This window comes from Actinocorallia sp. A-T 12471 (genome assembly GCF_033875155.1).
GTDB lineage: Bacteria > Actinomycetota > Actinomycetes > Streptosporangiales > Streptosporangiaceae > Actinocorallia.
In genome coordinates, this window is the sequence record NZ_JAWZTE010000013.1 from 23,288 (window position 1) to 36,725 (window position 13,438).

Sequence of the window (13,438 nt, forward strand, 5' to 3'; positions counted from 1 at the left end):
CTCCGGCGTCACATCGTGTTGACGATCAGGCCGATGTGGGTGAAGTAGTTGAGCGCGCCGAACAGCAGGAAGAGCGCGCCGGAGATCGCCCACGCCCAGACGATCACCTTGCCCAGGGCCGCGCGACGGCCGCCGAGGGCGAACGGGAACAGCACTGCGCCGAGGCCGACGAGGAAGTAGAGCAGGGAGACGAAGACCGCCTCGACCATCGGGTGGTCGGCGAACAGGCCGGAGATCGGCTCCTCCTTCGGCGCGGCGAACAGCTGGTACCAGACGCCGGCCGCGGCTATCCCCCAGCAGGCCAGGCCCATGCCGAACACGAACACCGAGACCGGCCCGGCGAGCCCCGCCAGATGCCGTTCCCGCTCCGGATGCTCCTCCACAAGACGGCCGCGCCGCCACAGGTAGCCGCCCGCGAACAGCAGCAGCACCCCGAACGCCAGCGACGGCTCGCCGAAGATGATGTTGTCGAACGGGAAGCCCCCGGCGGCGAGCGGCCAGGTGAGGGTCATGTGCAGGCCGGTCAGCGTGAGGATCGTGCCGAGCACTCCGAACGCCAGCGCCCACCCTTCGGCGTGCAGCTCCCCGCCCGGCGTGGACAGCTTCCGCCACAGTCCCGCCACGAGCAGCAGCCCGGCCCCCGCCGCGACCGCCATGATCGTGTTGTAGGTGGGCATCTCGGCCCAGTTGATCTTCAACGCCGCCTGCACGGCCCCCGCGTCCCCGATCACCATGCGAGCCCCCTTTTCCGCCCCTTAACCGGCCCCGTACCCTCCGCTTCTTCACCGCGCCCCCGGCGAATCCCAAAAACCGCCCACATTCCCCCAATCTGGTCGCTTTCGGCCGGGGCGGCGGTCCGGGTGCCGGGGCGCGCCGCCGGGTAGGGCTGGGAGCAGGGACTCACCACGGGGGCGGGCATGAGCAGGATTCCGATCGCCGACCACGGGCTGCTGTCGGACTGCAGGACCGCGGCGCTCGTCACACGCGACGGCTCGGTGGACTGGCTGTGCCTGCCGCGCTTCGACGCCCCCTCGCAGTTCGCCAGAATCCTCGACGACGAGGCAGGGCACTGGTCGATCCGGCCGACCGGCGAGGCAACGTCCTCCCGTCGGTACCTTGACGACACGATGGTGCTCGAGACGACCTTCCGGCTCGATGACGCCGAAGTCGTCCTCACCGACGCCCTCGCCCTCGGGACGGGCGAGCGCGCCCACGCGCTCGGCGCGCACGCGCCGCACCTGCTGGTGCGGCGGGTCGAGTGCCGGGGCGGCGACGCAGAGATCGAGACGGTGTTCCGGCCGAGGCCCGAGTACGGGCTGATCCACCCGCTGCTCGCCGAGACCGAAGGCGGGGTCACCGCGTCCGGCGGCGCGGACCGGCTCGTGCTGACCAGCCCCGTCCCGCTGCGGCTCGCCAAGGGCGCGGCGGAGGGCACGACACGGCTCACGCCGGGCCGTCCGCTGCTGTTCGCGCTCCACCACAGCGCGCTGGGACACGAGCCCGCGCGGGTGTGGACCCAGGACGAACTCGTCGGCGTCCTCGACGGCACGGCGGCCTCGTGGCGGTCCTGGTCCGAGCTCCACCAGGCGTACGAGGGGCCGTGGCGGGACGAGGTACGCCTCAGCGGACGCGTCCTGCAGGCGCTCACCTACCAGCCGACCGGCGCGATCGTCGCGGCCCCGACGACCTCGCTGCCCGAGGACGTCGGCGGCGAACGCAACTGGGACTACCGCTTCACCTGGGTGCGCGACGCGAGCCTCACCATGGGCGCGCTGTGGGTCGCGGCCTGCCCGACCGAGGCCGAGGTCTTCTTCTCCTTCCTGACCGCCACCGGCGCGGGCGCGGTGGACGAGGAACTGTCCCTGCAGATCATGTTCGGGATCGGCGGCGAGCACGACCTGACCGAACGCGTCATGCACCACCTCGACGGGTGGCGCTCCAGCAGACCCGTCCGGGTCGGGAACGGCGCGTGGAACCAGCGCCAGCTCGACGTGTACGGCGAACTGCTCGGCGCGGCCCGCCGCCTCGCCGACTACCTCACCGACATGGACGACGCCACCCGCTCGTTCCTCGTCGCGTGCGCTGACGCGGCCGCGCACCGCTGGCGCGAGGCAGACCAGGGCATCTGGGAGGTCCGCGGCGGGCCCCGTCACTTCACCCACTCCAAGGTGATGTGCTGGGCCGCGCTCGACCACGCCCTCGCCCTCGCCGATCTGCTGCGCGCGCACGACCGCGTCGCGTACTGGACCGAGACCCGCGACGCGATCCACGCCGAGGTCCTCGCCCGCGCCTGGAAGCCCGAGGTGGGCGCGTTCACCCGCGACTTCGACTCCACCGACCTCGACGCCTCGGCCCTCACCATGTGCCTCACCGGCTTCCTCCCCGCCGACGACCCCCGCATGCTCGCCACCATCGACGCCGTCGCCGACCGCCTCACCGACGAACGCGGCCTCGTCCACCGCTACCTCACCGCCGACGGCCTCCCCGGCGAAGAAGGCTCCTTCCTCATGTGCACCTTCTGGCTCGCCCACGCCCTCGCCCTCGCCGGCCGCACCGCCGAAGCCCACGAAGTCTTCGAACGCGCCCTCTCCCACCGCAACGACCTCGGCCTCCTCCCCGAAGAAATCCACCCCCGCACCGCCGAACACCTCGGCAACACCCCCCAAGCCTTCAGCCACATCGGCCTGATCAACACCGCCTGGACCCTCTCCCACCCCACCTAACCAACCCCACCCCCACCCCTCTTCACCCTCCACCCCCACCCACCCCGCACCTACTTCCCCAACCCACCCCCACCCCGGCCTCCACCCTAAACTCCGGCCCCGCCCCGCCTCCGCCCTCACTAAACCTCTGCACCCACGCCGCCCCACTTCCGCCCACCCCGACTAACACTCCCCACCCGCCCGCCCGGCCACCCGTCCTTCCCGGCCAACAGGCCCTGTCCCGCCCTACCGAGCCCGGGCTGCCGAGCCCGGGCTGGCCCGGCCACCCTGGCTGACGAGCCGCATCCGGCCGTCCCGGCCCGCAGGCCGTACCCGGGGCTACCGCAGCTAACCCGGCCCGCAGGCCGCACCCGGCCGCTCCGAGGCGGGCGGATGTTGGGTGGGCGGGTGGTCCAGGGGTTCGGCGTACTGGGGTGGGCGGGCGGGGTTCGTCCCGTGCCGGGCGATGGGAGGCAGCGTGGGCGGGTAGTTCGGGGGGGGTTGGCTTAGTGGGGTGGGGGTGTGGGTGGAGTTTGTGCGGTTCCGGGCGATTTGGGGCGGCGTGGGCGGGTGGTGCCGGGTGATCGGGGGCGGTGTGGGTGGGCGGTTCAGGGGGGTTTGGTGTGCTGGGGTGGGGGTGCGGGCGGGTCATTCGGAGGGTTTGGCCTGCGGCGGTATGGGCGGGTGGGTTCGGGGCGATGCCGGGCGATCGGGGGCGGCGTGAGTGGGGGTGAGGAGGGGTTGGCGTGCGGGGTTCGGGGTGGGCGGGGGTGCGGAAGGTTTGGTGTGGTGGGAAGTGGAGGTGGAGGCCGGGGTGGGTTGGGGTGTGGAGATGGGTGGGGTGCGCGGAGGAAGGGTGGGGGGTGGGGCTGGGGGCGGAGGCCCGGGAGGGGGGTCGGGGGCGGGGGCGGAGGCGAGTGGGGCGGCGCGGTTGCAGAGGCTGGCTGAGGGTAGCGCCGGGGCCGGGGGGTGGAGGGCGGGGAGGGTCGGGGTCGGGGTCGGGGTGAGGCGGGGGCGGTGGTGAGGGGATTCGGGGGTGGGCTGCGTGGGCGGATGTGGGTTGGGAGTGGGGGCGGTGTGGGTGCAGAGGCTGGGGGAGGGCGGAGGCGGGGCTAGGGGTGGAGGCGGAGGTCGGGTGGGCTGAGGGTGGGGCCGTGGCCGTGGCCGTGGCCGGGGCCGGGGCCGGGGGTTGGGGTGGGGGTGAACTTTTGGGGGGTGGGGAGCGTCGGAAGGCGGGGGACGGCTTGAGGAGGGGGTTGTGGTGGGTGGAGATGGGTGGGGTGTGGTGGTGGGGCGCTGGGCGGTTTTGGTGGGTGGGGCGGTGGTGGTGTGGGCGGTTGATGGGCTTGCGGTGGGTCTGGGTGGTCTGTGGGGTGGGGGGTTCGGGATCGTGGCGGCCGGAGCGCTGGTGGGGGCGTGGGTGCTGTTGACCAGGTGGGGTGCGGGGTGGGCCGCGGTGCTGGCGTGTGTTGTCGCGGGACTGCCGTTGCTCGGGTTGGTCCAGACGGGGGTGGCGACGAATCTCTACCTGCGGGCCTTTGGGGAACGGGTCGAGGCTGTGGTGGTCGGGGTTGAGCACAGGACGGCGAAGCACGGGGGTTACGACGTCTACGAGGTCGCGGACGGCGCGGGGCACCCGATCGGCGGGACTGTCGAAGGGGCCGCCGACGGGCTCGAGCCGGGCGCACCGCTCGACGTGGTCGTGGACCCTGTTTCCCTCCTCGCGCCCCGGCTGACCACCGAGGTCGACGAGCGGGGGTACGACGTGGCCTCGGCGGCCGCGTTCACGGCCTGGACGCTGCTCGTCGCGCTCGCCCTCATCCTCGGGGAGTTGAACGCGCGGCGCGGTACTCCCGTTATCTCCGGGTTGCGGCGGTTCGTGCCGGAAAGTGTGGGCGTGCGCGCGGCGCTCATCACCTGCGGGCTCGCGGCGGTCTCCCTGCTTGAGGGGTGGGCGATCGCGGCGTGGCCGGGGGCCGTCGCCTGGATCCTCGGGGTGCCGCTCGGGCTCGCGGCGCTCGCCGCGCCGTTCCTGCTCGCCGTCGCGACCGAGGTCAAGGCGGACGGCCAGCAAGCCTGGTGGCCCGCCTGGACGGCGCTGCTGTTCGCCGGGGCGGTGTTCGTCGGCGGCTGCGTCATCCCCAAGGACGCCTACCTCAACGCGTTCGGCGAGCGCACGACCGGCGTCGTCGGCGACGTGGCCTGCGAACAGACCGACAGCACCGACTCCGGCTGCTACTACACCTACCGCCTCACCGGCCCCGAGGGCGAACCCCTCAACGGCACCCTCGGCGACGTCCGCCTCTACGACCCGGGCACCGAGCTGCCCATCCTCGCCGACCCGCGCGGCGACATCCCGCCACAGCTCATCACCGACGACCGCGCCGACTTCGGCTACCCCCTCGCCGCCCTGGGCCTCGCGGCCTTCGCCGCAACCGCCACCGCCGCCACCCTCCGACACCACACCCAACGCCCCACCACCTCCCGCCCCACCCCCACCCCCCACCCCCACCTCCGCGCCCCAGACCCCCAACCCGACCGCAACACCCCAAACCACTAACCACCCCCGCACAACCCGCAACACAAACCACTGCCCGACGCCAACACCCCGCTCCCACACAAGCCGCAACGCGAACCGCTGAGCAGCCCTGCCACGCCACCCCCGCACAACCCGCAACGCGGGCCGCTGCCCGACGCCGAAGCCCGCCCCCGCCCGGGCGGCAACGCAGGCCGCTGAGCGACGCGGGCACCCCGCTCCCGCAGGGGAGGCAGCGCAGGCCCGTGCGCGACGCGGTGCCCCGCCCCCGCACAAGCGGCAACGCGGGCCGGTGAGCGCCGCGGACGCTGCGCGCGTCGAGGGGTGGTGACGAGTGCTGTTGAGCGACGCTGGCGCGGCGCTCCTGCACCGGCGATAAAGCACGGCGGACGCGGCGCGCCTCTAGGGGCGGTACCCGTCGGGGCGCTGCTCCCGCCACTGGAACGCGGCGCGCATACCGAGGCGGTGAACCGGGCCACTGAGCGACGCTGACGCACCGCGCGCGAGGGGCGGCGAAGTGGGCCGGTGAGCGACGCTGGCGCGCCGCTTGTGCACCGGCGGTCAGGCAGGCCGGTGGGCGACGCGGGCGGTGGGAGCGGTGGCCGGGAGGGCGGCGGTGGCCGGGGCGTGGCCGACGTGCGTGAGCGCGACGCCGCTTGCTCAACGGCGGTCAAGCAGGCCGATGGGTGAGGTTGGCACACCGCTCCTGCATGGGCGGTAACGCAGGTCGGTGAGCGAGGCGGACGCTGCGCGCGTCGAGGGGTGGTGGCGAGTGTTGTTGAGCGACGCTGGTGCGGTAGGGGTATCGGGGCGGTAATGCGGGCCGGTGAGTGAGGTGGGCGCGCGCGTACCGGGGCGCCCGGGAACCGCGGGCTGCCCGACCCCGGTGAGCGCGGTGGGTGCGCGCGTGCCGGGGTGGTGATGAGGGTGCCTGAGCGACGCTGGTGCGGCGTGTGTGCGGGGGTGGCGCACTGGGTCGGTGGGCGAGGCTGGTGCACCGCTCGTGCACGGGCGGTAACGCAGCTCGGTGAGCCAAGTGGACGCTGCGCGCGTCTAGGGGTGGTAACGAGGGTTGCTGAGAGACGCGGGCGCGCGCGGGTGGCAGGGCGGTAACGCGGGCCGGTGGGCGAGGTGGATGCTGTGTGCGTATTGGGGCGCTAGTGAGGGTGTCTGAGTGACGCTGGTGTGGCGCGGGTGCGGGGTGGTGCGCAGGGTCGGTGGGCGAGGGTGGTGTGGTGCGGGTGCAGGGACGTGGGGTGGTGGGCGGGGTGTGGGGCGGGGCGGGGGTGTGGGGGTGGGTAAGGAGGGGTGGATGTTGGTTGTGGGGAGGGTGGTCCAGCCTCGGGTGAAGGGGGAGGAGATGCGGTGGGCTTGGGTGAGGTCTACGCCGGCGTGGGGGTGGCGGCGGTAGAGCTCTTCGAGGGCGATGCGGGCCTGGAGTTTGGCGAGGTGGGAGCCGATGCAGAAGTGGACGCCGCTGGCGAAGCCGAGGTGGCGGCCGATCCGCCGGGTGATGTCCAGGCGGTCGGCGGTGGGGCCGTACTCGCGTTCGTCGCGCCCGGCCGAGCCGTAGAGCATCATCACCTTCTCGCCCTCGGGGATCTCGACGCCGTGCAGCACCACGGGCCGGGTTGTGGTGCGGGCCAGCGCCTGGACCGAGCCCTCAAGCCGCAGGCACTCCATCAGGGCGCCGGGGATCAGCATGGGGTCGGACACGAGCATTTCGCGCTGGACGTGGTCGCCGTCGAGCAGCATGACGGCGTGCGAGATGAGGTTGCCCGTGGTGTCGTTGCCGCCCGCGACCATGACGAAGCAGAAGCCGAGGATGTCCCAGTCGGTGAGGCGTTCGCCCTCGATCTCGGCGGCGGTGAGCGCGCTGATGAGATCGTCGCGTGGGTCGGCGCGGCGGGCGGTGATGACCGCCCCGAAGTACTCGAACATCTCGGCGACCGCGTTGACGGCGGCGTCGTCCTCGAGGTCGAGGCCGGTGTCCTGGATCGTGGTGAGCGCCGACACCCATGGGTCGAACTTCGCCCGGTCGGCCTCGGGCACGCCGAGCAGGTGCGCCAGCGCGAAGGTGGGCAGCGGCGAGGCGTAGTCGCGGTGCAGGTCGGGCGTGACGCCGTCGGCGGCCTTGCGCTCCATCAGCGTCAGCCGCTCCCGCACGAACGCCCGGAGCATCTCCTCCATGCCGCCGACGCGCCGCGGCGTGAACCCCGCCGAGACGAGCCGCCGCAGCATGGTGTGCCGTGGCGGATCGAGCATGACGATGGTCGGCGCGAGGCCGAGCATGGTGATCTCGTCCGGCAGGAAGGTGAGGCCCTGCGCCGACGACCAGGTGACGGGATCGCGCACCGCCGCCCAGATGTCGGCGAACCGCGACAGCGCCCAGAAGTGCGGCTCGTCATGCCGGTGGACGGGTTCGCCGTCCCGCAGCGCGCGATAGGCGGGATAGGGATCGGCCTGGAAGCCGGGGTCGAACGGGTCGTAACGCATCGGGGGACCTCGCTGTCGGATTTCGTTCACGTTCCGGGGGATCTGTCGGATATTCGAATTAACGGCACGCGTTATTAACGCCCTCTGTTAGTATCACCCCGTGGCCAGGAACGCAACCGAGACAAGATCGCGGCTCGTCCGAGCCGGCGCGCGGCTGTTCGCCGAGCAGGGCGTCGACGCCGCGAAAACCCGCGACATCGTGTGGCTCGCGGGCCAGGCCAACGACTCGGCGATCACCTACCACTTCGGCTCGCGCCGCGGGCTGCTCGAGGCGATCCTGCGCGCGGGCATGGACCGGATGGAGCCCGTCCGCGCCGACGCCGACCTCGTCGGCGCCGACGTCCCCGGCGTCGTCGCGGCGATCGTCGAGCCCATCGCGGCGGAGCTGCGCACCGAGGAGGGCCGCGACTTCCTGCGGGTCGTCGCGCAGGTGTCGGGCCAGGCCGGGGTCCGCACCAGGGACGCGCCCCCGTTCCTCGCGGGCACCGAGATCGCCCGTCAGCTGTCGGTGCTGGAGAAGCACCTCGCCGAGGCGCTGCCGGAACCCGTCGTGCTCGAGCGGGTCGCCGCGCTCATCGCCTTCCTCACCGCGGTGCTCGCCGAGCGGGCCGCGCGCGCCGAACCGCACCTGCTGTCGCACGACGCCTTCACCGCCGACCTCGTCGCGATGCTCTCCGCCGCGCTCCAGGCCCCGCACCCCACCGGGTGAGCGCCCTCAGACGAGACCGAACTCGCGCAGCAGCCTGCCGAAGGAGTTGGTGTTGATCCGGTCAAGGCGGCGCTTCCGGGAGTTCGCGAACAGGGTGAACAGCGTCGGCAGACCGACGATCGCGACGGCCGGAGCCCATCCCGTCAAGGTGGCGACGGCGACGCCGAGCATGAACAGGGAACCGAGTCCGGCGATCAGAAGGCAGCCGACCACAAGCAGCTCTCCAAAGCTGGAGAAGACGAAGACGACCTCGTCAAGGAAGAAGCCGACGCCCGCGCCGACCAGGAGCGCCCACAGGGCCCAGGCGGGCCAGGGGAACGGCCACCAGCCGGAGAAGAACTGGGCGCGCACCGTCAGGACGCCGAGCAGCACCACCGCGGCGACGAGGAAGGGGATGCCGACGGCCGAGGTCGCCACGCCCCAGCGGTTCCTGCCGGGTACCGGCTGTTCACCGGCGCTCAGCCACGCGCTGTCGGTCGGCACCCAGGCGAGCCGGAAGGAGAACGAGGGCATGACGTTGAGCACCCATTCACGGACGATCCACGCCTGTACCTGTGGGGGCAGCAGTCCGATCAGCTCACGGGAGCGGTCGGCGCACCCGTACTCCGTGAGGGTTTCGGCGACGGCGGCTTCGATGGACGGGCCGTCGGAGCCGCGCAGGCGGTCGGTCAGGTCCCGGTGGCGGGCCCGCGCCTCGGAGGAGTTCGTCATAAAGGACATGGGCAACGTGGCGGAGAACGTTGGGTCCGCGGAGGGCTCGGTGGTGAACATCGTTCCGGTCTCCATGGTCTCCCCCCGAAGCTGGAGGGCGGCGATGCGGACGCCGAGGCGCAGGGAGATGCGGTCGACGCCGTGGGGCGGGTCGCTGTCCTGGATGAGGGCGGAGACCCAGCAGGCGACGGCGGCGAGGACGGTGTCGGAGCCGTCCTTGGCGGTGAAGGGCGCCCAGGCGTCCTTGCGCCACGACTCCGTGCGGATCATGAACGGCATCGTGGCGTAGGCCCGGTCGGCGCGGTCGCGGAGCGCGCGCAGCACGGCGGGCCGGTCGAACAGGGCGGCGAGCCACCACGCCGCGCGCTGCTTCAGCTCGACTTCGGCGTGCAGGAACACCATGCGCGCGAGCGCGAGCGCGGCGGCGGGCGTGGCGATCGAGCCGAGCGCGTCGACGGCCTGGGCCGACCCGGCGTCGCGGATCGCGGTCTCCAACGCGGGGATGGCGGCCTCGCCCATGCGGACGAGGGCTTCCCAGGCGTACGGGTCGGCGGAGGCGAGCCCGACAAGGGAAGTCGCCGCCTCGGGACGCCCGGAGCGCGCCAGGGCGTCGATCGCGGGACGGTCCGCGCGCGCGGTGAGCGCCCCGAAGACCTCCTGGCTGAACCGGCTCGTGGTGGCTGCGACCAGGCCGAGTGTGGTGGGCACCGCCTCGTCGGCGTCGTCGGTGAGCGCCGTGAGGAAGTGCGCGAGGACGGTCCGCGCGACCTCGTCCCTGACGCGGGCGGCCTCGGCGACGCATTCCAACGCGAGGATTCGGTGGTCGGGTTCGGCGAACAGCGCGGCGACGACGTCGGAGCAGTCGACCTCACGCAGCCCGCACCAGTACCGGACGGTGTCGCGCCAGAACGCCGGGTCGGTGCGGAAGGCGGCGAGCAGGTCTCCGGCGCGGGACTGCTCGGCGAACGCCAGCGCGGTGTGGAACTCCTGGAACGAGCGGTGCTGGAAGCGGTACCGTCCCTCGGCGGTGCGGACGAGCAGGCGGCTGCGGTCGTGGATCTCGGCGAGGAGCCGTTCGCCATGGCCGGGCACGACCTCCTCGGCGACGCCGCGCAGCCGCTCCCAGCCGACGGACAGCCGGTCGTCCTCGCTTCCGAGGGAGCCGCTCATCTCCAGCGCGACGTGTTTGAGCACCGTGTGCTTGCCGTCGCGGTCGAACCTGCCGCGTTCGGTGTCGGGGACGCGGTTCATGAACTCGTCGCGGTCGAGCATGTGCGCGACGATCTCGCGGTAGAACGCGCCGCGCGACGCGGGAAGCGGCGCGGAGGGGTCGGCCGCGTGCAGCTCGACAAGGAGGTTGAGCAGCAGGGGGCTGCGGACGAGGTCCATCAGCGCGGGAATCCGCTGGATCTCGGTGAAGAGCGTCTCCGGCGGGTGGGTGGCGAGGCCGGGGCGGTCGGCGCGGACGCTCTCGGTCCACAGTTCGAGGAACTCCTGGACCGAGGCGTCGTCGAACGGTGGGATGGGCATCGCCTCGAATGCGTCGCCGACGGCCCCGGTGGAGACCGACAACCGGGAGGTGACGATGACGGCGTTGCCGCGGTCGGCGTGGCGGCGGCGGAAGTCGCGCAGCGCGGTGGAGACCTTCTGGTGCAGGCCGGGACCCACCTCGTCAAGGCCGTCGAAAAGGGCGAGGACGCGGCCTTTGTCGAGTTCCCTTTCCACGAACAGACGGGCCGGGTCGGTGCCGTCGGGCCTGCGGCGGCCGCACAGGTCGACGAACTGCGCGGCGAGCAGGCCGACGAGGTCGACGTCGGGCCCGGTGATCTCGTGGAGCGCGGCGTAGACCGGGACGCGCCCGCGCCTGCCGGAGTCGGCCGCCCAGTCGAGCAGCAGCCGTTTCAGCAGGACGCTTTTGCCCGCGCCCGCCTCACCGAGGACGAGGACCGCCTGTTTGGGGGTCAGGTCGGCGCGGTAGTCGCGGCGCAGGCCGTCGTCAAGGTAGCGGAATTCGACGTAGACGCCGTCGAGCAGGATGCGTTTGTTCTCGTTGAGGCGGTGTTCGCCGTACCAGGACAGCACTCGGGCGCGGTATTTGCGGAGCAGACGGCGGCGTCCGCCGATGGAGAACAGCGCGCGGACCAGCCGGGAAAGGCCGCCGAGTATGCGCTGGGACAGGCCGCCGAGCAGGGATTCGGCGAGGGACGACAGCAGGAACAGGACGACGAAGGCGAGAATGCCGCCGCCGAGGTACTGCGCGACGGATTCCGTCCAGGGGGCGTCCACGCCGTCATCGTAGACGAGTGATCCGCGATTATCCCGAAGTCAACGATCTTCCCGGAGATCGGCGGACAACGCGTTCAAGATCGCATTTGTCGGCGTCGCGGAAGTGGGTTCCGGCACCCGGAATTGTGGACCGCGGCCGCCTTTTCGGAGGGCCTTTACCGATGACGCTTCCGGCCCGCCGGTCGGCGGGCCAGAAGCGAACGTCAGGAGGTGCCGCGCGCGTTGTAGACGACGGCGTCCTCGCGGGAGCCATACTCCTTGAAGACGGCTATCGCCTCGTCAGGGGAGTCGCCGTAAGAGACCTCGATGCCACGGGCGGCGAACTGGGCGGCCCAGTCCTCCCGCATGGGCCCCTCGTCAAAGCCGGTGAGCTCCTCGAGCTCCGGGCCGTCCCCCGCGATGAGCAGACGGCGTACGCCCGACCACATGGCCGCGCCATAACACATGACGCAGGGCCGCCAGTTGACGACGAGCTCAAGGTCGGGCGTGCCGGGCGCGCCGAGGTCCCAGCGGCCCAGCCGGGTCTGCGCGAGGGATAGGGCGGTCACCTCCGCGTGCACGGAAGACAGGTCGGACGCCAGCACGACGTTCACACCGGCGGAGATGACGCGTCCGCTGACGCGCTCCACAACGAGGGCGGCGAAGGGCCCGCCCGTGTCCTCGCGGTGGTTGCGTGAGGCGAGCCGGTTGGTGAGCGTGAGCCTGTCGGCGTCGGACGGCAGGGTCTCCGGCACGTCGGCCATCTCCTCGAGGACCCAGTCGGGAAGGCGGGCGCCGAAGGATGTGGCGAGGGCGGAAACGTCCATGGGTTCTCCAGATGAGCGAGGGGTGGGTCAGGCGGTGAAGAAGTGGCTGAGGCCGAGGTCGCGCAGGCCGCGCCGGTAGGCGACCGAGCTGCGGTCGGCCGGGATGTTGACCTCGATGCGCGGGTCGAGCGGCAGGTTCTCCGGCCGCTGCGCCTCGACGATGCGCGCGTCCTCCTCGAAGACCGTCCGGTTGAAGTCGTAGACGCCCTGGACCGGCTGGTCGGTGTCGAAGTCCCGCGCGATGGGCGCGAACATCCGGGTCATCCGGGCCGAGACGGGCGAGGCGGCGTTCATGATGTTGAGCCTGCCACCCCCGGGGAAGTGCACGACGAGGGTGGCGGTGAACGGCAGGTGCACGTCGAAGTGGCGCAGCCACCGGAACCCCTCGGGGGCCTTCGGCCCGCCGCGCGCGTAGTTGCTGACCGTGCTCCAGTAGTCGACCGAGAAGCCCTTCTCATGCCGTACCGGCGTGTACTCGGGCACCTCGGTGTTGCCGGGGTCGCCGAAGGACTCGAGGTGGACGAACCCGAAGTGGGCGACGTCGAGGAACCCTTCGAGCTGCCGTCCGGCGAACGCGGCGATGTCGATGTGCGGGCAGTTGATCTGCTGGAAGCCGGGCTCGTCCCAGTGCGCCATGCGCGGGATGTCCGGTTCGTCGCCGGTCGGGCGCAGACACGTCCAGACGAGCCCGTAACGCTCGACGGCCGGGTACGTCGCGAGGTGCATCCGTTCGGGGATTCGCGCGGTCGGGTGGGCGGGGATGCCGACGCATCTGCCGCCCTCGCCGAACCTGAGCCCGTGGTAGCCGCAGGCGATGGCGGTCCCGTCGCCGGTGCCCATGCTGAGCGGCAGGCCCCGGTGCGGGCACAGGTCGGGCGCGACGACGACCGAGCCGTTCGCCCGGTAGACGACGAGCCGCTCGTCAAGGAGGGTGACGGCCGTGGGCAGGTCGCCGATGTCGCGGGTGAGCGCGACGGGATACCAGTGCGCGGCGAGGATCGCCCAGTCGGCGGGGTCGAAGGTGCAGTCGCGGGGGAGCGACGCGATGGTCATCAGGACTCCGTTCGGGAGCGCGGGAGAAGGGGGGCGGCCAAGGCCCCCGGCCGGTACGCGGTCGCGTCCGGCGCGCGTGCTTCAGGCCCGGAGGGCCCGTGCCCGATGGCTCCCGTGCGCGACGCGCCCCCTCGTCCAC

The 13,438-nt window shown here is 72.3% G+C and carries 8 protein-coding genes; 3 read left to right on the forward strand and 5 right to left on the reverse strand.

What is annotated here, in order from left to right:
- Window positions 1–8: 8 nt before the first annotated feature.
- A complete protein-coding gene (locus tag R9X44_RS28965; RefSeq protein ID WP_319817492.1) occupies window positions 9–734 on the reverse strand; it encodes a DUF981 domain-containing protein in 726 nt (241 codons plus the stop codon).
- 183 nt (window positions 735–917) lie between these two features.
- On the opposite strand from R9X44_RS28965, the gene R9X44_RS28970 reads away from it, so the two are divergent.
- Together R9X44_RS28970 and R9X44_RS28975 are read left to right on the forward strand one after the other, a co-directional pair.
- Window positions 918–2,723: a glycoside hydrolase family 15 protein gene (locus tag R9X44_RS28970; RefSeq protein ID WP_319817493.1), complete on the forward strand. Its 1,806-nt coding sequence runs from the start codon at window positions 918–920 to the stop codon at window positions 2,721–2,723.
- A gap of 1,369 nt (window positions 2,724–4,092) precedes the next feature.
- Window positions 4,093–5,262 carry a hypothetical protein gene (locus R9X44_RS28975; protein WP_319817494.1) on the forward strand — a complete coding sequence of 390 codons (1,170 nt, stop codon included), beginning with the start codon at window positions 4,093–4,095 and terminating at the stop codon, window positions 5,260–5,262.
- 1,029 nt (window positions 5,263–6,291) lie between these two features.
- Here R9X44_RS28975 and R9X44_RS28980 read toward each other — a convergent pair.
- Window positions 6,292–7,734, reverse strand: a complete 1,443-nt coding sequence (locus R9X44_RS28980) for a cytochrome P450 (protein ID WP_319817495.1) — start codon at window positions 7,732–7,734, stop codon at window positions 6,292–6,294.
- 100 nt (window positions 7,735–7,834) lie between these two features.
- Between R9X44_RS28980 and R9X44_RS28985 the strand changes: the two genes are divergently transcribed.
- Window positions 7,835–8,443, forward strand: coding sequence for a TetR family transcriptional regulator (locus tag R9X44_RS28985; protein WP_319817496.1), 609 nt, complete (start codon window positions 7,835–7,837; stop codon window positions 8,441–8,443).
- Window positions 8,444–8,449: 6 nt separating this feature from the next.
- On the opposite strand, the gene R9X44_RS28990 is transcribed toward R9X44_RS28985, so the two are convergent.
- From R9X44_RS28990 to R9X44_RS29000, 3 genes are all read right to left on the reverse strand, one after another.
- A complete protein-coding gene (locus tag R9X44_RS28990) occupies window positions 8,450–11,440 on the reverse strand; it encodes an NACHT domain-containing protein (protein ID WP_319817497.1) in 2,991 nt (996 codons plus the stop codon).
- 203 nt (window positions 11,441–11,643) lie between these two features.
- Window positions 11,644–12,246 (reverse strand): nucleoside deaminase, encoded by a 603-nt coding sequence (locus tag R9X44_RS28995; RefSeq protein ID WP_319817498.1) that lies wholly within the window; start codon window positions 12,244–12,246, stop codon window positions 11,644–11,646.
- 27 nt (window positions 12,247–12,273) lie between these two features.
- Window positions 12,274–13,299, reverse strand: a complete 1,026-nt coding sequence (locus R9X44_RS29000; RefSeq protein WP_319817499.1) for an aromatic ring-hydroxylating dioxygenase subunit alpha — start codon at window positions 13,297–13,299, stop codon at window positions 12,274–12,276.
- Window positions 13,300–13,438: the final 139 nt, after the last annotated feature.